Annotated in this window: 19 protein-coding genes and 1 pseudogene; 5 read left to right on the top strand and 15 right to left on the bottom strand. The window is 70.9% G+C overall.

The genetic code is table 11. The features are described from left to right. Positions 1 to 24: 24 nt before the first annotated feature. Entirely contained in the window at positions 25 to 681 is a 657-nt protein-coding gene (locus ABD978_RS29040) for a maleylpyruvate isomerase N-terminal domain-containing protein (RefSeq protein ID WP_345361547.1), read from the bottom strand. A 178-nt stretch (positions 682 to 859) separates the two neighbouring features. On the opposite strand from ABD978_RS29040, the gene ABD978_RS29035 reads away from it, so the two are divergent. Beyond that, positions 860 to 1,342, top strand: a complete 483-nt coding sequence (locus ABD978_RS29035) for an SMI1/KNR4 family protein (RefSeq protein ID WP_345361544.1) — start codon at positions 860 to 862, stop codon at positions 1,340 to 1,342. 217 nt (positions 1,343 to 1,559) lie between these two features. On the opposite strand, the gene ABD978_RS29030 is transcribed toward ABD978_RS29035, so the two are convergent. Then, positions 1,560 to 2,852: a M18 family aminopeptidase gene (locus ABD978_RS29030; RefSeq protein ID WP_345361541.1), complete on the bottom strand. Its 1,293-nt coding sequence runs from the start codon at positions 2,850 to 2,852 to the stop codon at positions 1,560 to 1,562. Positions 2,853 to 3,021: 169 nt separating this feature from the next. On the opposite strand from ABD978_RS29030, the gene ABD978_RS29025 reads away from it, so the two are divergent. Beyond that, complete coding sequence (locus tag ABD978_RS29025) at positions 3,022 to 5,199, top strand: MMPL family transporter (protein ID WP_345361538.1); 2,178 nt, start codon at positions 3,022 to 3,024, stop codon at positions 5,197 to 5,199. Positions 5,200 to 5,365: 166 nt separating this feature from the next. Here the strand turns inward: ABD978_RS29025 and ABD978_RS29020 are convergent, their stop codons facing one another. Genes ABD978_RS29020 through ABD978_RS29010 form a run of 3 tightly spaced genes read right to left on the bottom strand, consistent with a single transcriptional unit; the run spans position 5,366 to position 9,396 of the window. Next, complete coding sequence (locus ABD978_RS29020; RefSeq protein ID WP_345361535.1) at positions 5,366 to 7,729, bottom strand: transketolase-like TK C-terminal-containing protein; 2,364 nt, start codon at positions 7,727 to 7,729, stop codon at positions 5,366 to 5,368. A gap of 9 nt (positions 7,730 to 7,738) precedes the next feature. Then, positions 7,739 to 8,740, bottom strand: a complete 1,002-nt coding sequence (locus tag ABD978_RS29015) for a 1-aminocyclopropane-1-carboxylate deaminase (protein ID WP_345361530.1) — start codon at positions 8,738 to 8,740, stop codon at positions 7,739 to 7,741. After that, entirely contained in the window at positions 8,737 to 9,396 is a 660-nt protein-coding gene (locus ABD978_RS29010) for a GntR family transcriptional regulator (RefSeq protein ID WP_345361527.1), read from the bottom strand. Before ABD978_RS29010 ends, ABD978_RS29015 begins: the two co-directional genes overlap by 4 nt. A gap of 182 nt (positions 9,397 to 9,578) precedes the next feature. On the opposite strand from ABD978_RS29010, the gene ABD978_RS29005 reads away from it, so the two are divergent. Together ABD978_RS29005 and ABD978_RS29000 are read left to right on the top strand one after the other, a co-directional pair. Beyond that, positions 9,579 to 10,403: a HipA family kinase gene (locus ABD978_RS29005; protein WP_345361524.1), complete on the top strand. Its 825-nt coding sequence runs from the start codon at positions 9,579 to 9,581 to the stop codon at positions 10,401 to 10,403. Further along, positions 10,400 to 10,774, top strand: coding sequence for a DUF3037 domain-containing protein (locus tag ABD978_RS29000; protein ID WP_345361521.1), 375 nt, complete (start codon positions 10,400 to 10,402; stop codon positions 10,772 to 10,774). The genes ABD978_RS29005 and ABD978_RS29000 overlap by 4 nt, the downstream gene beginning before the upstream one ends. Before the next feature lie 123 nt (positions 10,775 to 10,897). Here ABD978_RS29000 and ABD978_RS28995 read toward each other — a convergent pair whose 3' ends face one another. After that, positions 10,898 to 11,653 carry an enoyl-CoA hydratase/isomerase family protein gene (locus ABD978_RS28995; RefSeq protein ID WP_345361519.1) on the bottom strand — a complete coding sequence of 252 codons (756 nt, stop codon included), beginning with the start codon at positions 11,651 to 11,653 and terminating at the stop codon, positions 10,898 to 10,900. Next, a complete protein-coding gene (locus ABD978_RS28990; protein ID WP_345361516.1) occupies positions 11,650 to 12,843 on the bottom strand; it encodes a CaiB/BaiF CoA transferase family protein in 1,194 nt (397 codons plus the stop codon). Before ABD978_RS28990 ends, ABD978_RS28995 begins: the two co-directional genes overlap by 4 nt. Before the next feature lie 91 nt (positions 12,844 to 12,934). Here ABD978_RS28990 and ABD978_RS28985 point away from each other — a divergent pair, with 91 nt between their 5' ends. Continuing rightward, positions 12,935 to 13,468, top strand: coding sequence for a P-loop NTPase family protein (locus ABD978_RS28985; RefSeq protein WP_345361513.1), 534 nt, complete (start codon positions 12,935 to 12,937; stop codon positions 13,466 to 13,468). Positions 13,469 to 13,529: 61 nt separating this feature from the next. Here ABD978_RS28985 and ABD978_RS28980 read toward each other — a convergent pair whose 3' ends face one another. From ABD978_RS28980 to ispG, 8 genes and pseudogenes are all read right to left on the bottom strand, one after another. After that, the gene (locus tag ABD978_RS28980) at positions 13,530 to 14,372 is read right to left on the bottom strand and encodes an RpnC/YadD family protein (protein ID WP_345361510.1); all 843 of its coding nucleotides are present in this window, start codon (positions 14,370 to 14,372) and stop codon (positions 13,530 to 13,532) included. Positions 14,373 to 14,495: 123 nt separating this feature from the next. Beyond that, a pseudogene (locus ABD978_RS28975) lies at positions 14,496 to 14,725 on the bottom strand (GNAT family N-acetyltransferase); the annotation flags it as partial. Positions 14,726 to 14,780: 55 nt separating this feature from the next. Continuing rightward, positions 14,781 to 15,191, bottom strand: a complete 411-nt coding sequence (locus ABD978_RS28970; protein ID WP_345361507.1) for a threonyl-tRNA synthetase editing domain-containing protein — start codon at positions 15,189 to 15,191, stop codon at positions 14,781 to 14,783. 428 nt (positions 15,192 to 15,619) lie between these two features. Continuing rightward, the gene (locus tag ABD978_RS28965; protein ID WP_345362482.1) at positions 15,620 to 16,462 is read right to left on the bottom strand and encodes a GNAT family N-acetyltransferase; all 843 of its coding nucleotides are present in this window, start codon (positions 16,460 to 16,462) and stop codon (positions 15,620 to 15,622) included. Between the two features lie 238 nt (positions 16,463 to 16,700). Further along, complete coding sequence (locus ABD978_RS28960) at positions 16,701 to 18,284, bottom strand: alpha/beta hydrolase (protein WP_345361504.1); 1,584 nt, start codon at positions 18,282 to 18,284, stop codon at positions 16,701 to 16,703. Positions 18,285 to 18,519: 235 nt separating this feature from the next. Then, the gene (locus tag ABD978_RS28955; RefSeq protein WP_345361501.1) at positions 18,520 to 20,073 is read right to left on the bottom strand and encodes an alpha/beta hydrolase; all 1,554 of its coding nucleotides are present in this window, start codon (positions 20,071 to 20,073) and stop codon (positions 18,520 to 18,522) included. Between the two features lie 194 nt (positions 20,074 to 20,267). Further along, positions 20,268 to 21,917, bottom strand: coding sequence for an alpha/beta hydrolase (locus tag ABD978_RS28950; RefSeq protein ID WP_345361498.1), 1,650 nt, complete (start codon positions 21,915 to 21,917; stop codon positions 20,268 to 20,270). 235 nt (positions 21,918 to 22,152) lie between these two features. Beyond that, on the bottom strand, positions 22,153 to 23,310 hold the full coding sequence (ispG, locus tag ABD978_RS28945; protein WP_345361495.1) for a flavodoxin-dependent (E)-4-hydroxy-3-methylbut-2-enyl-diphosphate synthase: 1,158 nt from the start codon (positions 23,308 to 23,310) through the stop codon (positions 22,153 to 22,155). Positions 23,311 to 23,395 lie beyond the last annotated feature (85 nt).

Genomic DNA, 23,395 nt, shown 5'->3' with positions numbered 1-23,395 from the left:
CCTTCGCGGCGGAGACGTCTGAGCCTATGCCCGGGGTGTGCCGTCCCAGCGCCATGTGCTGAGACGAGGATGTCCGGGTAGTTCGGCGCGTCCAGTGGCCCACAAGAGGGTGGGCCACGTATCCGTGGACGACGGCGCATCCGGAAACAGCCGGGCGAGCACCCGAGAGCACAGATCGGCAGGCGGGCTCCATGCGAGATCGAGCCCTTGTGCCAGGTCGTGCGTGTGCACCAGGGTCTCAACGATCCCCATCGCGGCGAAGCCCTCGGGGTCTGAGACGCCGAAGACGTGGTGGGCGCGGGTCTGCGGAGGCGTCGTGCGCACCATGGCGACCAGCAGGGCGCCGCTCGCTTCCAGGACCTGCAACAGGCCGGCGGGCCCCGCCTCGCGGTTCGCGTGAATGGCGTTCGCTGGGCCGCCGGGTCGTCGGCTCTCCCATACGAAGGGCACCTCGCCGTCCAAGGGCGGTTTTCTGGGGCCCAGTTGCGCAGCGTAAGCGAAGAGGTCGTCGCTGAGGTGCTCAACGGTCTCCCAGCAGTCCCATTCAAGCGAACCGGCCTTGCCTTCCCAAGCGCCTGGGGGCGCCTCGCGAAGGACTGCCACAGCGAGCTGCACAGCGAGGTCGAGGTCATCCGCGGTGACGGGGGGCCGGGAGAGGCTGACATCGGCTGATCGGGACATGGCAGGACCGTACCGCGACCAGACGGAGCCACCCCTCCCATTGATCACCGGCCCAGTACCCTGGCGAAGGTTCGCGGTCGCAGCACTAGCGACTTTCTCGTCTCAGTGGGCGCCGCGGAACGAGCATCCTGCCCCACGGGTCGCGCCGGGCGGATGGGGGCGGAGTAGGGTCCGGCGGGTGAGTGGTGTCGCGTCCGTGGTGACGCTCGTCCGGCTGTGCCGGAACCATCCCGGGTGCTGTCGCTGGACGGGCGGGCTGGGTCCGCAGGACATCTGGCGGGCCGAGTGTGAACTCGGGACCTCCTTCCCGCCCTCCTATCGGCACTTCCTCGCCGAACTCGGCTCGTGCGAGGTGGACGGTACGGAATTCCTCGGCGGCTACCGGACGCCCGCGATGGGCGACCGGCTCCTCGGCACCGTCAGCGAGACGCTCGACGCGCGGACGGACCCTCGCTTCCCGCCGCACCTGTTGGTGATCCAGTACGACGGGATGGGCGGCCTCGCCTCGCTCGACGTCTCACACCGGAACGCCGCGGGTGAGTATCCGGTCGTCGTCTGGGATCCAGGATCGAACGACCGCGATGGGCCCGAACGGCTCGCCGACGACTTCGGCGCCTACGCGCTGCGGCAGTGTGTCAGGGCACTCACCCGCGACGACTGACCGGCGGGCCGCAGCGAGCGGCGTTCGCCGAGCAGTACGCGCCCATCCCGTCCGGCGTCCGCGGCCGTCAAAGAATTCCCGAGGAGCGTTCTCCGTCTGCTGCCGTGGATCGGGACAGGTCCCATCACGGCCCCGATCCACGCCGACCGTGATCGGCGAGGCTCGTGGCGGACGGGGATGGCGCTTCGGTGTGATCGTGATCGGTGCCGGGCCGGTCTCAGGTCTCCAGGAACGCCTTCAGTGCGCTCGCCAGGAGGTGCGGGTCGTCGGCCCCGCACAGCTCGCGGGCGGAGTGCATGGACAGGCAGGGAACGCCGACGTCGACCGTGGTGATCCCGTGGCGGGCGGCGGTGATGGGGCCGATCGTGGTCCCGCACGGCATCGCGTTGTTGGAGACGAACTCCTGGCACGGGACGCCCGCCCGGTCGCAGGCGGCGGCGAAGACGCCGCGGCCGACCCCGTCGGTGGCGTACCGCTGGTTGACGTTGATCTTGAGGATCGGCCCGCCGTTCGGCATCGGGCGGTGGGTCGGGTCGTGCCGCTCGGGGTAGTTCGGGTGGACGGCGTGGCCGGTGTCGGCGGAGACGCAGATCGTCCCGGCGAAGGCGCGTGCCTTGTCGTCGTACGAGCCGCCGCGGGCGAAGACCAAGCGCTCGAGGACGGTGCCGAGCAGCGGACCCGAGGCGCCGCTGTCGGCCTGGCTGCCGTTCTCCTCGTGGTCGAAGGCGGCGAGGACCGGAATGTAGGACAGGCCGGGTGAGCCGGCGACCGCGGCGAGCGCGGCCGTGCCGGCGTGCACCGACAACTGGTTGTCGAGCCGCGCGGCGGCCAGCAGCTCCCGGTCCCGCCCGAGGTAGGCGGGCGGCTGGACGTCGTGGGCCATCAGGTCCCAGCCGACGATCTCGGCGGCGTCGACTCCGGCCTCTTCGGCGACGAACTCGATCAGCATCCCCTCGTGGACGTCACCGATGCCCCAGATCGGCTGCGTGTGCCGCTGCCGGTCGAGGACGACACCGTTCTCGTTGACGCCGCGGTCGAGGTGGATGGCGAGCTGCGGCACGCGCAGCAGCGGGCGGTCGACGGCGATCAGCCGCGTGGTGGCGTCGCGCAGCACGATCCGGCCGGACAGGCCGAGGTCCCGGTCGAGCCAGCTGTTGAGCAGCGGCCCCCCGTAGATCTCGACAGCGACCTGACGCCAGCCCTGGGCGGCGAAGTCGGGACGCGGCTTGACGCGGAGGTTGGGCGAGTCGGTGTGCGCGCCGATGATCCGGAACGGCGTCTCCGGCCTCGCCCCCTCCGGGACGTACCACGCGACGATCGCCCCGCCGCGTACGACGTATCGTCCGCCCGTCTCCCCAGTCCAGGGGTCCGTCTCCGCCACGTGGCGGAACCCGGCCTTCTCCAGGCGCTCGGCGGTACTGGCGACCGCGTGGTACGGCGAAGGGCTGGCGGTGATGAAGTCGGCGAGGTCGTCCGTGTGGCCGCGGTCGAACTGGGACTGTGCGCTCATGAGTCAAGAATAGGGACAGCGGCTCGCGTCAAGGTGTAGCTGGCGTCACCGTCCAAGGGTGGTCACCCCCCGGGCCCGGCCGGGTGCTCACCGGCTGGGGTTCGGGCCCCCGGATTTCTAGCGTCTTCAACGAAGAGACGTACCCGCCGGACGGTGAAGGGGAACGCGGATGAAGGAGAACCTGGCCGCTCGGCTGGGCGGCTGGAGCGCACGCCACAGGAAGACGGCGATATTCGGGTGGCTGCTGTTGGTCGTCGCGGCCGTGCTCATCGGCGGGATGGCAGGGCAGCGGCAGCTGACCAACGGTGAGGAGGGCACCGGTGACTCCGGGCGGGCGATCCGCATCCTCGAGGACGCCGGCATCAAGAGCCCGGCCACCGAGATGGTGCTGATCCACAGCGCGGCCCCGGACGGGTTCCGCGCGGCGGCCGCGGACGTGACCCGCGCGATCCGGGACAGCGGGCGGGCGGCGACCGTGCGCGAGCCCCTGGTGTCCAGGGATCACCGCGACGCGCTGGTGCAGTTCGACCTGGCCGGTGACCCGAAGACGGCGGCGGACCGGGTGGCGCCCGTTCAGGCGGCGGTGGCGCGGGCGGGGGCGGGCCACCCCGGAGTCCGGGTGGAGGAGTTCGGCGACGCGTCCGGCGAGCGGTGGTTCAACAAGACGATGGGCGCGGACTTCTCCCGCGCGGAGCTGACCGCCGTGCCGCTCGCGCTGGGCATCCTGCTCGTCGCCTTCGGCGCGCTGCTGGCCGCCGTGGTTCCGGTGGCCATCGCGCTGACGGCGTTCCTGGCGGCCAACGGGCTGCTCGCCGTGATCAGTCACGCCATGCACATGGACGGTTCGGCGAGCTCGGTGATGCTGCTGATGGGCCTCGCCGTCGGCGTCGACTACTGCCTGTTCTACCTGCGCCGAGAGCGCGAGGAGCGCTCCGCCGGACGGGACCGGGAGACCGCGCTGCGCATCGCCGCCGCGACCTCCGGCCGGTCGGTCCTGGTGTCCGGGCTGACGGTCATCGTGGCGATGGCCGGGATGTTCCTGTCCGGAATGATGATCTTCGAGGGCTTCGCGGTCGCGACCATCCTCGTGGTGCTGATCGCGGTGATCGGCTCGGTGACGGTGCTGCCCGCGCTGCTGTCGATGCTGGGCGACAAGGTGGAGTTCGGGCGCATCCCGTTCCTGCGTCGCAGGCGGTCGACCGGGCGATTCTGGAACGCCGTCCTGCGCCCGGTGCTGGCCCGTCCGGGCGTTTCCGCCGCGCTGGCCGCGGCGTTCCTGCTGGCGCTGGCGGCGCCCGCGCTCGGCATGCACACCGAGAAGCTGCGGATGGAGCAGCAACTCCCGAAGAACACGCCCCTGATCGTGACCTACCACCGCATCAACGCGGCGTTCCCCGGCGGTCCCGACCCGGCCCTCGTCGTGGTGAAGGCCTCCGATGTCCAGGCGCCCCGGGTACGGCAGGCGATCCAGTCGCTGCGGGACGCCGCGCGACGGGACGGGGAGTTCGGGCAGCCGGTCCGCGTCCAGGTCCACACGGCGGCGAACGTCGCCACGATCAGCGTGCCGCTCGCCGGCAACGGCTCGGACGCCACCTCACGGCACGCGCTGGCGACTCTGCGGCAGCGCCTGGTGCCCGCGGCGTTCGGCGGGGTCGCGGAGGCGCGCGTCGGCGGCACCCTGGCCTTCTCCACCGACTGGAACGCCCGGCTGCGCGGCGGCATCGTGCCGGTCTTCGTGTTCGTGCTGGGCGTCACCTTCCTGCTGATGCTGATCTCGTTCCGATCCGTGCCCATCGCCGCCACGGCCATCGTGCTCAACCTGCTGTCGGTCGGCGCGGCGTACGGGGTGATGGTCGCGATGTTCCAGCACGGGTGGGGCGCGGGCCTCGTCGGCACCCACGGCGTCGGCGCCATCGAGGCGTGGCTGCCGCTGTTCGTCTTCGTCGTCTTGTTCGGGCTGTCGATGGACTATCACGTCTTCGTGGTGTCGCGGATCCGCGAGGCGTACGACCGCGGCACGCCCACCACGGCGGCGGTGGCACAGGGCATCCGGGCGACCGCCGGCGCCGTGACCAGCGCAGCGGTGATCATGGTGGCGGTGTTCGCCGTCTTCGGCACGCTCTCGATGCAGGATTTCAAGCAGATGGGCGTCGGGCTGTCCATCGCCGTGCTGCTGGACGCCACGATCGTACGGGCGGTGCTGCTCCCGGCGGTGATGACGCTGCTCGGCGAGCGGAACTGGTACCTCCCGCGCGCGCTGTCCTGGCTTCCCGGCCTGTCCCACGGCGAGGCGCCGGCCGCCGCGCCCACCGCGCCGCAGCCGGCCTACGTCTCGGCGGATCGCTGAGCCTCCGCCGAGCCTCGGCTGAGCGTCCGCCGATCCGCTGAGCGTCCGCCGATCCGCTGAGCGTCCGCCGATCCGCTGAGCGTCCGCCGATTCGCTGAGCGTCCGCCGATTCGCTGAGCGTCCGCCGATCCGCCGGCCCGTCGACCGGGCCGGCGGATCGGCGCGGTCAGCCGAGCGCGAGCGCGGCCAGGGCGGCGTTGACGATGGAGCCCGGGAGCAGGTCGTGCAGCTCGTACAGCTCGGCGATCGAGCCGGACTGACCGAACTGGTCCACGCCGAGCGGCACGCACGGCACGCCGAACGCCGAGCCGAGCCAGGCCAGGGCGTGCGAGGCGGCGTCGTGCACGGTTACGATCGGCGCGCGGACCGGGAACGCCGCGCGCAGCACGCCCGCCTCGGACGGCGTGCTCGCCGTCCGGACGCCCTGCCGCAGGGTCCGCTGCCACGCGGAGTACAGCCGGTCGGAGGAGGTCACGTCGATGACGTGCGCGGCGATGCCCTCCTCCTCCAGCTCACTGGCGGCGGCCAGCGCCTCGGGCAGGACGGCGCCCGACGCGGCGAGCTGCACGGCCGGGCCCTCGACGTCCGAGCGGTGCAGGAGGTACGCCCCGGCGAGCACCTGCCGGCGCAGCACCGCGTCGCCGAGGCGCTCCCGCGCCTCCTCGAACGGCGCCTGGTCCAGCGGCCGGGTTGTCAGCCGGAAGTAGTAGGCGCCGTCCTCGGCCGGAACCGCGGTGGTCGTCTCGGCCGGGCCGGCGGCGATCCGGCCGAGCGCGTCGCACAGCAGCCAGTCGAGGGCGGTGGCGTACGCCGGCTCCAGGTAGGTGACGTTGGGCAGCTCGAGCCCGATCGAGGCGGTGATCGTCGACTGGTGCGCCCCGCCCTCCGGTGCGAGCGTCACCCCGGACGGCGTGCCGGCCACGACGAACCGCGCCCCGGAGTAGACGCTGTAGATGAAGGCGTCCAGCCCGCGGCAGACGAACGGGTCGTACACCGTGCCGACCGGCAGCAGGGGCTGCCCGTGCAGGTCGCCGGCGAGCCCGAGCTGGCCGAGGAGCAGGAAGAGGTTCATCTCCGAGATGCCGAGCTCGATGTGCTGGCCGGAGGGTCCCTCGGTCCACTTCAGCAGCGGGTCGACGCTCCATGCCCGCTGCTCGGCGGGCGCGAAGACGCCCTTGCGGTTGATGAACCCGGCGAGGTTGGTCGACGTCGCCACGTCCGGCGCGGTCGTGACGAGGTACGGCGCGACCTCCTCCGCGCGGGACAGGTCGACGAGGATCTTGCCGAAGGCGTCCTGGGTCGAGACCGGACGCGAGGTCCGCACCCCGGTCGCCGCCGGCACCTTGACGCCCAGGGAGCCCGGCGCGGGCGTGCGGCGCAGCGCCTCGCGCCGCTGGTTGCACAGGATGCCCTCGGGCGTCGCCGGATCGAACCGCTCCCAGTCGTCGGTGAGCCGCAGCGAGGCGCGCAGCGCGTCGATCTGCTCGCCGGTCAGCAGCGCGGAGTGGTTGCGGGGATTGCCGGCGATCGGCAGGCCGTGGCCCTTCACCGTGTACGCGAACACGACGCTGGGCCGGTCGGTGACGGCGTCGCACTCGGCGTACGCCTCCAGCATGGCGACCGGGTCGTGGCCGCCCAGGTCCTGCACGAGTTCGGCGAGCTCGTCGTCGGGCAGGCCGGCGACCGCCTCGGTGACCTCGGCCGGCGCCCCGTCCAGGAACGTCTCGCGCAGCTTGGCGCCCGTGAGCCCGAACAGCGCCTGGTAGTGCTCGTTCGGCATGGCGTCGATCCAGCCGCGCACGGCGGCGGGCGCCTCGCGGAGCCGCCGGCCGTACTTGACCTCGACGACGTGCCAGCCCGCCGCCTCGAACTGGCCGCGCCACTGCGCGATCCGCATGCCCGGCACGACGCGGTCCAGGGACTGCCGGTTGAAGTCGACGATCCACATGACGTTGCCGAGACCCTGGGTCGCCGGGTCGGCGATGGCCTCCCAGACGTTGCCCTCGTCGAGTTCGGCGTCGCCCAGCAGTGCGACGAACCGCGCCTTCGGGCCCGCGCCGCCGTGCCAGTGCGCGTCGACGTAGCGGCGGACGGCGGCGGCGAACAGCGGCGCCGCCGCGCCGAGGCCGACCGAGCCGGTGGAGAAGTCGACGTCGTCGGGGTCCTTCGTACGGCTCGGGTAGGACTGCAGGCCGCCGCGGGCGCGCAGGGTCGTGAGGTAGGAGCGGTCGAGGTCGCCGAGGAGGTACTTGATCGCGTGGAAGACCGGGGAGGCGTGCGGTTTCACGCTCACCCGGTCCTCGGCGTTCAGGTGCGCGAACCACAGCGCGGTCATCGCCGTCACCAGCGACGCGCTCGACGCCTGGTGCCCGCCGACCTTGACGCCGTCGCCGGTCCGGCGCTCCCGGTTGGCCGCGTCGACGATGCGCACGGCCAGCCAGAGCACCCGGCGCTGGATCTCCTCCAGCACACTCAGGTCGACGCCGGCCAGGTCCACACCCGCGACCTCATTGTCACGAACGTCCTGCATGTCAGCCTCTCAGCGAAAGAGCGCGCTGTATCCGTTCAGCGCGGGTTGCCCCCCGAGATGAGCGTAAAGGACGTTTGCTCCTGACTCGATCTCCCGGTTCGTCACGAGATCGACGAGCCCGGCCATGGACTTGCCCTCGTAGACCGGGTCGGTGATCATCCCTTCCAGCCGCGCGGCCAGCCGCATGGCCTCCAGGGTCTGCTCGTCCGGGATCCCGTAGGTCCCGGCGTGATAGCGCTCGTCCAGGACGATCTCGTCGTCGGCGACCGCCGTCCCGATCAGCTCGGCGGTGTTCCGGGCGATCCGGGCGATCTGCTCCCAGGTCTCCTTCGGCTTGGCGGAGCCGTCGATGCCGATGATCCGGCGGCCCTTCCCCGCGAACCCGGCGATCATCCCCGCCTGGGTGCTCCCGGTGACCGAGCAGACGATGATCGTGTCGAAGTGGACTCCGAGCTCCCGCTCCTGCTCCTCCACCTCGCGCGCCCAGTTCGCGAAGCCGAGCCCGCCGAGGCGGTGGTCCGACGCGCCCGCCGGGATGGCGTACGGCCGGCCGCCCCGGGCCCGTACGTCCTCCAGGGCCTGTTCCCAGCTCTCCTTGAACTCGATGCCGAACCCGGCCTCGATCAGGCGCACGTCCGCGCCGAGCAGGCGGGACAGCAGGATGTTGCCCACCCGGTCGTAGACGGCGTCGGGCCAGTCGACCCAGCTCTCCTGGACCAGCACGCACTTGAGGCCGAGCCGGGCCGCCACGGCGGCGACCTGCCGGGTGTGGTTGGACTGCACACCGCCGATCGAGACGAGGGTGTCGCAGCCCTGAGCCAGCGCGTCGGCGGCGAGGTACTCCAGCTTGCGCGTCTTGTTGCCGCCGTACGCGAGGCCGGAGTTGCAGTCCTCGCGCTTGGCCCACAGCTTCACCCCGTTGCCGAGGTGCTCGGTCAGCCGGGGCAGCGGGTGCACGGGCGAGGGCCCGAACAGCAGCCGCTCGCGGGGGAAGTCGTCCAGTGTCGTCACGAGGTCTCCTTGTCCAGAAGGTCGCCGAGCGTGGCCCAGATCTCGGCAGTGGCGGCCACGGCCGCCTCGGTGTCGCGTGCGGCGCACGCGTTGATCAGGCGATCGTGCAGGGCGATGGAGCGCCGGCCCGGGAGCGAGCCGAACCGCAGCCGCTCCAGCCGCCGGATCAGCGGCACGTACCGCTCGATCGTCGCGGCCACCGCGCGGTTGCCCGCCGCGGCCACGGGAACGTCGTGCAGCTCGTCGTCGGCCGCCAGCGCGGCGGGGACGTCCCCGGCGTCGAGGGCGGCGGCGAACCGCGCGTTCGCCGCGCGCATCGCCTCGATGTGCCGCTCGGTCAGCACCGGCACCGCCGCGCGCACGGCGAGCTCGTGCATGGCCCGGACGACGACGTACGCGTCTCGCACGTCGCGGACGACGAGCGGCGTGACCCGGGTGTAGGCGTGCGGCTTGGTCTCCACGAGCCCCTCGTCGGCGAGGCGGGCGAGCGCCTCGCGCACCGGCGTGCGGGACAGCCCGACCCGCTCGGCCAGCTCGCCGTCCCGGATGATCTCGCCGGGTGCGAGGTCGCCCTCGACGATCGCGTCGCGGAGCATGCGGTACGCCTGGTCGCGGAGGAGAGACCGATCGAGGCGGGGGAGGCGGTCAGATGGCATGCAATATATTAGATACTGCATTGTTCACCGCGTCAACACCGTCTGTGACATCTGCATCATCACGCCGACCTCCCTGTTCATAGGATTTTCCCGATCACCGGAGCGTGTGCGCGTCAGCGGCGGGGGCCGGCATGCGCGCACGTCGTGCTCGCATGCCGCCACACGCCCGGTACCTTTGGCCCGTGCTGCCGAACGTCACCGCCACGCGCTACGTGACACCCCTACGGGAGGGCGGGTCCCTGCCCGCCATCGTCGAGGCCGACGACCTGGGCACGTACGTCGTGAAGTTCCACGGCGCCGGGCAGGGGCGCAAGGCCCTCATCGCGGAGATCATCGCCGGTGAGCTGGGCCGGCGCCTCGGCCTGCGGGTGCCGGACCTCGTCACCGTGGACGTCGAGCCGGTCATCGCCCGCCACGAGCCGGACCCCGACATCCAGGACCTGCTCAAGGCCAGCCCCGGTCGCAACCTCGGCGTCGACTACCTGCCGGGCTCCCTCGGCTTCGACCCGCTGGCCTGGACGCCCGAGGCCGACTTCGCCGCGGCCGTGCTGTGGTTCGACGCGCTGATCGGCAACGTCGACCGCAGCTGGCGGAACCCCAACCTCCTGGTCTGGCACGGCGACGTCTGGCTCATCGACCACGGCGCCAGTCTCTACTTCCACCACGCGTGGGCCTCGGCGGAGAAGCTGATCTCCCGGCCGTACGACGCGGGCGACCACGTGCTGGCGACCTTCGTCGACGATGCCGGACTGGCCCGCGCCTGCCGCGACCTCGGTCCTAAGGTCACCGAGGACCTGCTCCGCGAGGTCGTCGCCCTGGTCCCCGAGGAGTGGCTGGCCGACGAGCCCGGCTTCGGCTCCCCCGCCGAGGTCGCGGCCGCGTACGTCGCACACCTGGGGACCCGCGCGGCCACACCGGAGATCTGGCTGCCCGCGGTGGGCGAGGCCAGGCCGGCGACGCCCCGGACCGAGCACCGCCCGTCGGCCCGACCGAATTGGCTGGGATGAAGATCTTCGAGTACGCCGTCCTGCGGGTGATCCCCCGCGTCGAACGCGGCGAGACCATGAACGTCGGGGTGATCCTCTACTGCCAGGCCGAGGACTTCCTCGGCTGCCGGACCCACGTCGACGACGTACGGCTCCGCGCGCTGGCCCCGGACCTCGACGTCGACGGCGTCCGCGCCGCGCTGCAGGCGGTCGACGGCGTCTGCTGCGGCGGCCCGCGGGCCGGTCAGGCCGCGGGCGAGTCCCTCGGCTCGCGGTTCCGCTGGCTGACCGCGCCGCGCAGCACCGTCGTCCAGCCCGGCCCCGTCCACTCGGGCCTCACCGCCGACCCGGCCGCCGAACTCGACCGCCTCCTCGACGTCCTCGTCCGCTGAGCCGTCTCACGGGCACGCCGCCCACGAGGACGGCGCGCACGCCCGCCACGGCGAGGCCGCCCACGGGTCCCGTCACGGGAAGGCCACGCGCAGGCCTGTCACGGGGAGGCCGCCACGGATCCGTCACGGGGAGGCCGCCCGCGGGTCGCGGAGGAAGGTCGCGATCCCCCGCTGGAAGTCGTCGAACTCGACGGGCGGCCCGCCCGTCTGCGCCTTCGCCGCCGCCCACGCCGGCGTGAGCACGGCCCCGACCGCGTGCTTGGCGGCCCGGACGGCCGCGCCCGGGTGGCGGCTGATGGCCAGTACGAGCCTGCGGGTGGCCGTGGCCAGTTCCTCGTCCGGGACACAACGGGTGGCGAGTCCCAGGCTCACGGCCTCGGCGGCGGGGACGAGACGCCCGGTGTAGAGCAGTTCCCGCGCGACGCCGGGCCCGGCGAGCACGGCCAGCCGGGCGGCGAAGGCCGGGCTGACGAGGATGCCGAGTCGCGCTATCGGCATCCCGATCCGCGCGCTCTCCGCCATGACCTGCAGGTCACAGGCCAGCGCGAGCTGACACCCGGCCCCGGCGGCGACGCCCTCCACCTGCGCGATCACCGGTACGGGAAGGTCCTCGATCGCGGTGCACGCCGCCTCCATGGCGGCGAAGCTGTCCGCCACGTCCGTGACGTCCGCCTCGACCCACTCCCGCACGTCGGACCCGGAGCTGAACATGCCGCCCTGGCCTCGCACGACCACCACCCGCAGCTCGGCCTCGCGGGCGAGCCGCCGGAACGTTTGCTCGAGTTCGCGCCAGTCCGCGCTGGACAGCGCGTTCCCGCGATGCCCGTCGCCGACCGTGACCTCGGCGACTTCGACGTCCCGCTGCGTTCTGATCTTCATCGAACGGCTCCCTCCTCGCGCATCGCGGCGATCTCATCGGGGCCGAGGCCGAGCTCGGCGAGGACCTCATCGGTGTGCTCGCCGAGACCGGGCGGCGCCGAGCGTACGGCCGGCGGATGCGCGGACAGTTTGAGGGGCGAGCCGACCATCCGCAGCCGGCCCGCCCCAGGGTGGTCGACCTCGACGACCATGTCCCGGGCGCGCACCTGCGGGTGATCCAGCGCCTCGGGCACCGTGTTGATCGGCCCCGCCGGCACCCCCGCCTCGGTGAGGGCCTCCGCCCACGCGGCGCTGGTCCGGGAGCTCAGCGCCGCTCGCAGGAGCCCCAGCAGTTCCTCCCGGTGGTGCACCCGATCGGCGTTGGTCGCGAAGCGCGGATCCTCGGCCAGGTCGCCGCGCCCGACCGCCGTCGCGAACCGGCGCCAGAGCCCGTCGTTCCCGATGGCGACCATGAGGTGACCGTCGGCGGTGGGCAGCGCCTGGTACGGCACGATCGACGGGTGGGCCGAGCCGTACCGGCGCGGGGTCTCGCCGGTCGCGAAGTGGTTTCCGGCGACGTACGTCAGCCAGGAGATCTGCCCGTCCAGGAGCGAGATGTCGATGTGCTGGCCGCGACCGGTGAAGCGGCGGGCGTGCAGCGCGGCCAGAATCCCGATCACCGCGTACATTCCGGCGCCGAGGTCCGCCGCGGACGTGCCCATCCGCACCGGAGGCCCGTCGGCCGCCCCGGTGACGCTCATGATCCCGCTCATCGCCTGCGCGATGAGGTCGTACCCGGCGCGCTCGGCGTACGGGCCCGTCTGCCCGAACCCGCTGATCGAGGCGTACACCAGGCCGGGGTTGCGGGCCGACAGCTCCTCGTAGCCGAAGCCGAGGCGGGCCGCGGTACCCGGCCGGAAGTTCTCCAGGACGACGTCGGCCCGGTCGGCGAGCCGCTGGACGGCCTCCCGGCCCTTGTCGGTCTTCAGATCGACGCTGATGGAGCGCTTGTTGCGGTTGATGGACAGGAAGTACGTGGCGTCGTCCCCCTGGAACGGCGGCCCCCACTGCCGGGTGTCGTCGCCCTTCCGCGTGTCCTCGACCTTGATCACCTCCGCACCGAGGTCCGCCAGGATCATGCCGGCGAAGGGGCCGGAGAGGATTCGGGACAGTTCGAGCACCCGGACGCCGGCGAGCGCGCCGTCAGCCATGTCGTCTCCCATCAGCGGAGAAATCGGACCTAGCACCAATGGTTCCCCGGCACCCGGCATCGCCACCGCACGCGGCCGGTAGCGTTCTTCGGTGGCCGAAGCGATGAACAGGGTGCTGATCGCGGGCATCTCGGGGGCCGGCAAGACGACGCTCGCCCGCAAGCTGTCCGAGCGGTACGGGCTGCCCCGCTACGAGCTGGACGCGCTGCATCACGGGCCGGGCTGGGTCCCACGCCCGGAGTTCGAGGCCGACGTGAAGGAGTTCAGCGCTCAGGACCGGTGGGTGACCGAGGACCAGTACCACCGCGCCCTCGGCGATCTGTTGTGGGACCGCGCCGACACGGTGATCTGGCTCGACCTGCCGCGCCGCGCGGTGATGTGGCGGGTGATACGGCGCTCGGTCATCCGCGCCGTCGACCGGCGCCCCCTGTGGAACGGCAACAAGGAGAGCGTCCGCAACTGGTTCGAAGCGGACCACCCCATCCGCTGGGCCTGGTCACAGTTCGGCGGGAGAAGAGCGGCGACCGCCGAACGCGCCACCCGCCACCCGGACGTGATCGTCATCCACCTGCACACGGCCCGCCAAGCCCGCCACTGGCTCCGCGAGGCAGGCCGACACAGCTGATCGATCGCTGAGGCGGCCGCGCGAGACGACGATCAGCCGAACACGTCGCTGAAAGTGCGGCTCAGCCGAACAGTTCGTCGACGGTCTCCGCGACGACGGCCTGCTTGAGCCATGCTTCGATCTCCTGAGCATCCCTACACGCCTGGATGCGGACACGAGCGCTTTCCGGCACCTCGATGCCCCTGGTCTCTAGGACCGTGAGAACGGCGTGGACCCCTTCTTCCGCGCGGCCTTCCTCGAGGCCTTCTGCCTTGCCGCGGCCGAAGTGTTCCTTTGCGAAGGGGCTGTAGACAGGCCAGGTCTTTGCGGACACGAGCTCCTCCAGCATGCGTCGGACGGCTGGCGCGGCCATACCGTGAGCGTATTCATAGTACTGCGTTCCGTAGCCGGGCTCCACTGCAGCCAACCCGTCGACGAATGCCTTCACCACGGGCTTGTGCTGTAGCCCGTGCATCATCACCGCCATCGCGGCGAGCTCCGGATGGGCCGCCGCCTCGTCCGGATCTGTGATGGCCGGCACGTCGTCCGGGCCGAGCACCGCGGCACGGAACACATAGCCGGGCAACTCGGTCTCGATCGGCGCGGCGTAGTAGGAGGCGGTACTCGGGTCGGCGCACACGCAGAGCACAGTCACCGGCCGACGCAACAGCAGCCACAGCGACGCGGCATACCGCGGTAGCTGCCGTCGCTTTGAATCGGCTTTCTCCTGCTGGACTTCCACAATTATCCCGTGCCGTGGCCCCTGGGGAGGACCCACCGTGATCACCGTGTCCGGCCGGAAGTCCTGCGACGGCCGGTCATTGAAGTCGTTCGACTCGACCTGCACTGGCACCGCATCGGGCACCTCGATGCCCTTGAGCTCGCGGAGGAACTCCACCGCGAGCTCCGGCCGCTCGCGGAACATCTCGTTGATCGTGTCATGTCGGGGGGACGGCATGTCACCTAAAGCTACAGTACGATCGCTAAGGGTGACGCATTTACTCGAACCTTGATTCGAACCGTCTCCGAAGACAGCACCGGGCAGACGTCAGAACATGACGGACATGAAGGTGTCGACGTCGCGGAAGCCGACGCGGCGGTAGGTGGCGCGGGCCGGGGCGTTGAAGTCGTTGACGTACAGCGTGACCGCCGGGGCGATGCTGCGCAGCGCCTCGGCGACGACGGCGGCCATGCCGTGCACGGCGTACCGGCGCCCGCGCGGCTCCGGGGGTCGACCCACACGCCCTGGACCCGGCAGGCGTACGGGGTGACGGCACCGGGCTGCGGCGAGCCCCTAGAGGAGTCCTGAGGCAATGGAACGGCGAAGGACTTTCTACACGTGGATGAACCGTTGTGATCCGCTGTTGCCCATTACGTCGATCGTGAAGCTCTTCTGCCACCCGAATGGGGTCACCTCCACCTGGTGGGGCGTGGTCTCCACGAGCCTGTCACGCAGGGCGACGATGGTCTGATGCGAATCCTCGGGCGACGCCAATGTATGCGAGAGATGCGCGAAACCGTTGATCACAATGGATTTCACGTCGGTCTTCGCACAGACCCGGCGTATCGCCTTCGCGGCGTGGCGGATCTTCTCCAGATCTCCGGGCTCGATCGTGATGAGGAGCAACAGGCAATTATCCCATGCGAGCGACGATAGCGCCGCGTCGTCGGGCTCGACGATGGACTGCGTGGGATATTGCAGAACGTATTCGACGGCCCGGCATTCGAGACATAGGATCTTCACGGGTGTACTCAGCCTGAATCTGTGAGAGAAGCACTGGGCCAATAGTTGACGGACTTGTCGGGTGAACGTCGGCGATACCGGCCGGAGGTACGAGCCGGCGCGGAGCACGCGGGACCTGTCACCAGGCGGCTCCAGAATATCGTCCCGTTCTACGCCGAGATCAACAGATATCAGATGAATAAATGCCGTCGAACACCGACCTGACGACCTCAATCCGCCGCAATTGCGCTAGTCAACTCACGTCGCACCCGTCTCCGGCGGAACCATCTCGGTATTGGTGGCCTATTCCACGCCTTCCGACACCGCTGGAGGGATTCTCGGAATAGCGGCAAGTGACATAGGCATTGCCATACGGGCCGATCGAACCGGCCGACGGCCGCCTGGCCCGCCCGATCGCCGGAGGCACCTACGGCCGTGGCCCAGACCTTCTAGAACATGACGGACATGAAGGTGTCGACGTCGCGGAAGCCGACGCGGCGGTAGGTGGCGCGGGCCGGGGTGTTGAAGTCGTTGACGTACAGCGTCACGGCGGGGGCGATGCTGCGCAGCGCCTCGGTGACGACGGCGGCCATGCCGTGCACGGCGTACCGGCGCCCGCGCAGCTCCGGGTCGACCCACACGCCCTGGACCTGGCAGGCGTACGGGGTGACGGCACCGATCTCGGCCTTGAACACCACGCGGCCGTCCTCGATGCGGGCGAAGGCCCGCCGGGAGCGGATGAGCTCGGCCACGCGGGCGCGGTACAGCACTCCCCCGTCGCCCGCCTGCGGCGAGACGCCGACCTCCTCGGTGAACATCGCCACGCACGCCGGGTAGAGGACGTCGAAGTCGTTCATGGTGACGCGGCGGACGGCCGGGTCGGGTTCGACGGGCGGCGGCGACACCGTCGACATGACGGGCTGGGCCGCGCGGATGGCCCGGGGCGGGCCCCAGAAGGGGCGTAGGGCGTTCCACATCTCGGTCGCCGCGGGCACCGGGCCGACGATCGACGAGCAGCGGCGTCCCTGCGAACGCGCCCGGTCGGCGAAGGACCGCGCGGCCTCCCGGTCGGCCGCGACCGGGACGAGGTTCGCGCCGGAGTAGCACAGGGAGGTCAGGCGCCCGCCGCGGTGGAATCCCCACAGCTCGGCGCCGAGGCGGGCCGGGTCGACGCCGGCGGCGTACACCCGCGAGCCGACGAAGACGTTCGACACCGGGTCTGCGTCGAGGATCTCCAGGACCGCCGCACGGTTGCGGTCGTCCAGGAGGCGCACCGGAGACGTGCGCAGCATCGGACTCACGTTCTCTCCCCGGCGGGTGATCCGGCGCGTTGGAGAGCGGGCCGGCGTGTCGACACGTTCGCTCCGCTCACCTTGTAAGGGTACGGGAGGATCCCGGCAAGATCGGTAATCAGGTGCGGCATGCCTCGCCCGACTGCCCCGGCGGGTGCGCGAAGGACCCCCGGCCGGAGCCGAGGGTCCTCCGCGCGTGGTCCCGGTCAGCGGGACCGCGGATCTCCGCGCCGTGGCGTCACGGACGCCCGATGAGCGGGCGGGCGGGCACCTTCGGGGCGATCGACCGGGCCGCCGCGGCGGCGTCGGACGGGACGGGGTCCGGAAGCGCCTTGCAGGTCGCGTCCGGTCCGGTGCCCGGCTTGTTCTTCGGCAGCGTGCCGTCGCTCAGGTAGGCCGCGACCTTGTCGTCGAGGCAGGCGTTGCCATTGAGCGTGTTGGCGTGGGTCTTGCCGCCGATCTCGGCCACCAGGCGGGACGGCAGGAGCTTGTGCATCTCCACACCGCCGGGGTACGGCGTCGCGGCGTCCAGCGTGGACTGAACGAGGAGCGCCGTGGACATGTCCTTGGCCTTGATCTTCAGGGCCGGGCCGCCCTGGAACGGCCAGTACGCGATCGGCGCGTTGAACCAGACGTTCGACCAGGTGTTGTAGTGGATGCCCTGCTTGTAGAGCTTGGCCGCGTCGGCGTGCCACTTGCTCCAGGACCGGGGCCACTTGGCGTCCGCGGCCTGGACGGCGTTGTAGACCGCGAAGCCGTTGTCGTCGGCGCTCTGGATGTAGTCCGTGTAGAGGCTGACGAGCGGGCCCGCGTCGCCATTGTTGACGTACGCCGCGAACACGTCGGCGGTCGGCTCGTACCAGCCGACGCTGTACCCGGCGTTGAGGAACGTGTCGTCGAGCTCGTCACCGCCGAGCTTGCCACCGATCGGCTTGCTGAACGCGGCGGCCCGGATGCTGTAGTACTTCTTCTCCACGGCGGCCTCGGTCTTGCCGAGGTGGTAGTGGGAGTCGTACTTGGCGATCCAGCCGAAGAAGAGCTTGATGTTCCGCTCGAACGCCTTGTCCTGGGACAGCTGCGCCTTGTACCAGACCTCGCGGACGTCGACGTTGCCGTCGAGGACCATCCGGTTCACGCGCTTGGGGAACAGCGTGCCGTACGTCGCGCCGAGGTAGGTGCCGTACGAGAAGCCGTAGTAGCTGATCTTGCTCTGCCCCAGCGCGGCGCGGATCGAGTCGATGTCGCGGGCCGCGTCGGTGGTGCGCAGGTGCGGCAGCAGCCAGCCGAACTTCTTGGCGCAGGCCTGGGCGTACGCCTTCGACCTGGCCTTCCACGCCTCCTCGGCCTTGGCCGAGTGCGGCACGTAGTCCGGGCGGATCGGGTCGGAGTAGTGCGGGTCGCACGTCAGCGCCGGCTGGCTCAGGCCGACGCCGCGCGGGTCGAACCCGATGATGTCGTACTGGGCCGGGACCTCCGCGTGGCCCACGCCGGTGAACCAGTTCGCGAGCCCGCCGGCGAGGTACAGGCCGCTGCCGCCGGGGCCGCCGGGGTTGGCGAGCAGCACGCCCTTGTAGTGCGTGGTGTCGGTGTGCTTCAGGCGCGACACCGCGATCGAGATCTTCTTGCCGCTTGGGTGCCGGTAGTCCAGGGGCACCGACAGCTGGCCGCACTCGGCGTTGTCGAGGTACGGCTGGTCGGCCGGGCACTTGGCCCAGGCGATCTTGGCGGTCGCCGGTGTCGTCTCCGCCTGCGCCGAAACGGTCACCGCCGCGCCGGAGAGTCCGACTCCCGCCGCTGCCGTGATGACCATCAGTCTCTTCACATGACCCCCTCGCGTACGGGCGCATGAGAAGCCCGCACTGGTAGGAATGCGAAGAATTGTGTCCGGTGCGAGAAAAGGGACGGAAGAGGCTCGAGTAACCGTTGTTCGATCGTGACGGCCCGACGGTTCCGGCCACCTCGGATGCGGGTTCCGGCCACCTCGGATGCGGATTGCGGCCATCGAGAACGCGGGTCCCCGGCGATCCCGGTCGCCGGGGACCCGCTCCCGTCACCCGCTACGGACGGCGGAGCACCGGCGGGAACACGTCCGCGGTCAGCGGGCGGACGGCGGCCGTGGACGGCGGGACCGGCTCGGGCAGGCGCGCGCAGTGCGACCGGTTCGGCGGCAGGGTGCCGGTCGCGAGGAAGGCGGTGAACTTCTCGTCGACGCAGGCGTTGCCGCGCTGCACGATCCCGTGCGTACGCCCGCCGTCCTCGATCACCAGGCGCGATCCCGCGAGCCGGCGGTTCATCTCGACCCCGCCGGCGTACGGCGTCGCGGCGTCGTTCGTCGCCTGGAAGAGCAGCACGGGAGGCAGGTCGCGCGTCCGGCCGACGTCGGCCGGTCGCCCGGACCCGGCCGGCCAGAACGCGCACGGCGCGTTGTACCAGGCGTTGGCCCACGTCTCGAAGCGGAAGCCCGCGGTGTACAGCCGCCCGTTGTCCCGGCGCCACCGCGCCCAGTCCCGCGGCCACCGCACGTCGCTGCACTGCACGGCGTTGTACACGGCGTAGCCGTTGTCGTCGGTGGTGGCGCCGAACCGGTTGTACGCCTCGACCAGCGACGCGACGTCACCGGCCTGGTACCGGGCGAGGGCGTTCGCCAGATACGGCCAGTACGCCCCGAGGTCGATGTATCCGGCGATCAGGAACGTGTCGTCGAGTTCGTCGGCGCCCACGACACCGCCCGCCGGAACGGCCGCGACCTTCTGGCGGGCCGCGAAGAAGGAGTCCCGGACGGCCTGCGCGGTCGTGCCCAGGTGGTAGGCCGCGTCGTACTTGGCGATCCAGGCGAACAGGGCGTTGATGTTGCCCTCGAACGCCCGGTCCTGGTCGAGGTTGTCGGTGTACCAGACGCCGCTCGGCCGGACGCTGCTGTCCAGGACCATGCGCCGGACCCGCGCCGGGAACAGCGTGGCGTACACCGCGCCGAGGTAGGTGCCGTACGAGGCGCCGTAGTAGTTGATCTGCTGCTCGCCCAGGGCCGCGCGGATGGCCTCCATGTCCTTGACGGCGTCGACGGTCGTCAGGTGTGACAGGAACGAGCCGTACTTCCGCCCGCACGCCTGGGCGTAGGCCGCCGATCGGCTCAGCCAGGCGGACTCCAGCGCCGGCGTCCGCGGCACGTAGTCGGGGCGTACGGGCTTGAAATAGCCCGGATCGCAGCTGAGCGCGGGGCTGCTGCCGCCGACGCCGCGCGGGTCGAACCCGACGACGTCGTAGGCGGCCCGCAGGTCTGCGGGGAGGTGGTTCGCGACGCGCAGCGCGAAGTCGCGGCCCGTGCCGCCGGGGCCGCCGGGGTTGACCAGCAGCGCCCCCTGGTAGCCCGTCGTCCCGGTGTGCCGGGCGCGGGACAGCGCCAGGCTGATCTGCGCTCCGCGCGGATCGGCGTGGTCGAGCGGCACTCTGAGGGCGGCGCACTCGAGTCCGCCGAGGCTCTCCTCGGTGCACGGTGACCAGGCAAGCCCCGTGGCGGGTTCGGCGGGATGGGCCCGCGCCGTGAGCGGCGCGATACTCAGCGTGACCAACCCGGCTCCGGCGACGGCCGTCGTGATGGCGAGCTTGTTCACGTAACCCCTTTCACACGGGGAGTCCGGGACCGAACTCCCCGTCGTGCGTACGCACGATGGTGGTGATTCCGGGACGCGGCCGGAGGGGGCACGGCGAAGACCGGCCAGGACCGGCCAAGATTCGAGCGCCGCCGCGAACTGCGAGAGAGCCCCCGGCCGACGCGGCCGGGGGCTCTCGAGACTCTACTCAGTGATCAGTGTTCGCCGATCGCCGCCGCGTCGGCATTCGCCGAAGTGGCCTTGGCGGCGGTCGCGCCCGGCACCGGCAGCGCCGGGGCCTGGCAGCGGGCGTCCACGCCGGGCTTGTTCGGTGGCAGCGCGCCCCAGCCCAGGTAGGCGGAGACGAGGGTGTTCGCGCACGTGTCGCCGTTCGGGGTCAGCGCCACGCCGTGGTTGATGCCGCCGTTCTCCACCAGCAGGCGGGAGTTCGGGAAGCGCTTGTGCACCTCGACCGCGCCGGCGTACGGCGTGGCCGCGTCGTTCGTGGCCTGGACGATGAGGATCGGCGGCAGGCCCTTCTTGCCCTGGATCTTCACCGGCGTGCCGCCCGGCACGGGCCAGTACGCGCACGGCGCGTTGTACCAGACGTTGCCCCAGGTCAGGAACGTGTTGCCCTGCCGGTAGAGCTGCCAGTTGTCGTGGTCCCACTTCTTCCAGTTCGTCGGCCACTGCCGGTCCACGCACTGCACGGCGTCGTACACCGCGTAGCTGTTCTGGGTGAGGAAGTCGTCGGTGGGGAAGCCGCCCCACTGGTCGAGCAGCGGCTGCGGGTCGTGCTTGACGAAGTAGTCCGACAGCGCCTGGGCGTGGTCGAGCCAGGTGTAGTCGCGGTAGGCGTCGGCCTGGACGGTGTCGTCCAGTTCGTCGGGGCCGAGCTGCCCGTTGATCGGGTCCTTGGCGAGCGCCGCGCGGATCTTGTAGTAGTTCGCCTTCACCGCGGCGTGCGTGGCGCCGAGGTGGTAGACCGCGTCGTACTTGGCGATCCAGGTCAGGAAGATCTCGAAGCGCTTCTGGAACGCCACGTCCTGGTCGAGGTTGACGTCGTACCAGACCCCGCTGGGCCGTACGACGCTGTCCAGGACCATGCGGCGCACGTGCGTCGGGAACAGCGACGCGTAGACCGACCCGAGGTAGGTCCCGTAGGAGTAGCCGTAGTAGCTGATCTTGTGCTGGCCGAGCGCCTTGCGGATCGAGTCCATGTCGCGCGCCCAGTTGGCGGAGGTCTGGTACTTCAGCGCGGAGCCGTACCGCCGGCCGCAGTCCTGGGCGTACTTCTTCGCCTTCGCCCGCCAGGCCAGCTCCTCGGCCTTGGAGCCCGGCGTGTAGTCGGGCCGGGCCTTGCCGGGCGCCTGGAAGGACGGGTCGCAGATGATGCCCTTGCCGGTGCCGTCGATGGAGCTCGCGCCGACGGCGCGCGGATCGAAGCCGATCCAGTCGTACGTCGCGCCGACCGACGTCGGCAGGCCGTACGTCCCCTTGGCGAACCGGGTGGGCAGGTCGCGCCCGTGCCCGCCGGGGCCGCCCCGGTTCAGCAGGACGACGCCCTGGTAGTGCCGGGTGTCGGTCGCCTTGGCACGGGTCAGCGCCAACGTGATCTGACGGCCGTGCGGATGGGCGTAGTCGAGCGGGACCCGCAGGGTGCCGCACTCCAGGCCCTGCAGTTTCGTGCCCTCGATCGGGTCGTTGTCCGGGCACGGCGTCCAGGCGATTCCGGCGGCCACTGCCTGGGCGGACTCTCCGGCCGGGGCGGGCGTCGGTGTCGCGGAGCCGCCGGCGGCCACCGCCGGGCCGACGCCGGTAAGGGTCAGGCCGATCGCGGCCGTGACCACTACGAGCTTCTTCACTGGTCCCCTCCTCCGCGCGGCTCCCCACTGAGCCCCGCAATTCGGTGGATGCCGGGGCATTGTGCGCGTGTGACAGGTGGGGCGATCAAGAGTTAGGGATCAAGGATGCAGAATCGTGACAAATACCGAAACATCCGTATTGGCGGCGGACAAGGCAACTCATCGGTGCATCAGAAAAGGAGACGGCCCTTCCGGAGTAATTCCGGAAGGGCCGTAAAACACGTGTGTAAAGGCGTCAGGACACGGTGACGTCGGCGCCGGGGCCGTCGCCGGTGACGTCGACGCCCATCTCCTCGGCGATCCGGACGGCCTCCTCGATGAGGGTCTCGACGATCTGCGACTCGGGCACCGTCTTGATGACCTCGCCCTTCACAAAGATCTGCCCCTTGCCGTTCCCGGACGCCACGCCGAGGTCGGCCTCGCGCGCCTCGCCCGGGCCGTTCACGACGCAGCCCATGACCGCCACCCGCAGCGGGACCGGGAAGTCCTTCAACGCCGCGGTGACCTCGTCGGCCAGGGTGTAGACGTCGACCTGGGCCCGGCCGCAGGAGGGACAGGAGACGATCTCCAGGCCGCGCTCGCGGAGGTTCAGCGACTCCAGGATCTGGATGCCGACCTTGACCTCCTCGACCGGCGGGGCCGACAGCGAGACCCGGATCGTGTCCCCGATGCCCTCGGCCAGCAGCGCGCCGAACGCCACCGCCGACTTGATCGTGCCCTGGAACGCCGGACCCGCCTCGGTGACGCCGAGGTGCAGCGGGTAGTCGCAACGGGCCGCCAACTGACGGTAGGCGTTGATCATCACGACCGGGTCGTTGTGCTTGACCGAGATCTTGATGTCCCGGAAGTCGTGCTCCTCGAACAGGGAGCACTCCCACAGCGCCGACTCGACGAGCGCCTCGGCGGTCGCCTTGCCGTACTTCTCCAGCAGGCGCTTGTCCAGCGAGCCGGCGTTCACGCCGATGCGGATGGGGACGCCCGCGTCCTTGGCGGCCCGGGCGATCTCACCGACCTTGTCGTCGAACTTCTTGATGTTGCCCGGGTTCACCCGCACCGCCGCGCAGCCCGCGTCGATCGCCGCGAAGACGTACTTGGGCTGGAAATGGATGTCGGCGATGACCGGGATCTGAGACTTACGGGCGATCGCGGGCAGCGCGTCGGCGTCGTCCTGAGACGGCACCGCCACGCGTACGATCTGGCAGCCCGAGGCGGTCAGCTCCGCGATCTGCTGCAACGTCGCGTTGACGTCGGAGGTCAAGGTGGTGGTCATCGACTGGACCGACACCGGCGCGTCGCCGCCGACCGGCACGTTGCCCACCATGATCTGCCGCGACTTGCGACGCGGGGCGAGCGGCCTCGGTTTGGCCTGCGGAATTCCAAGATCGACGGTCATCGGCAACGCGGCGCGGAGCTCACGCTCCGGTGCGCCGCGCCCTCCTTCCAGTGGGTGCTCGGCATTGGTCCCAAGCCTAGGCAAC

The organism is Actinoallomurus liliacearum (assembly GCF_039542035.1).
GTDB lineage: Bacteria > Actinomycetota > Actinomycetes > Streptosporangiales > Streptosporangiaceae > Actinoallomurus > Actinoallomurus liliacearum.
This window is presented reverse-complemented; position numbering and strand designations above follow the sequence as displayed.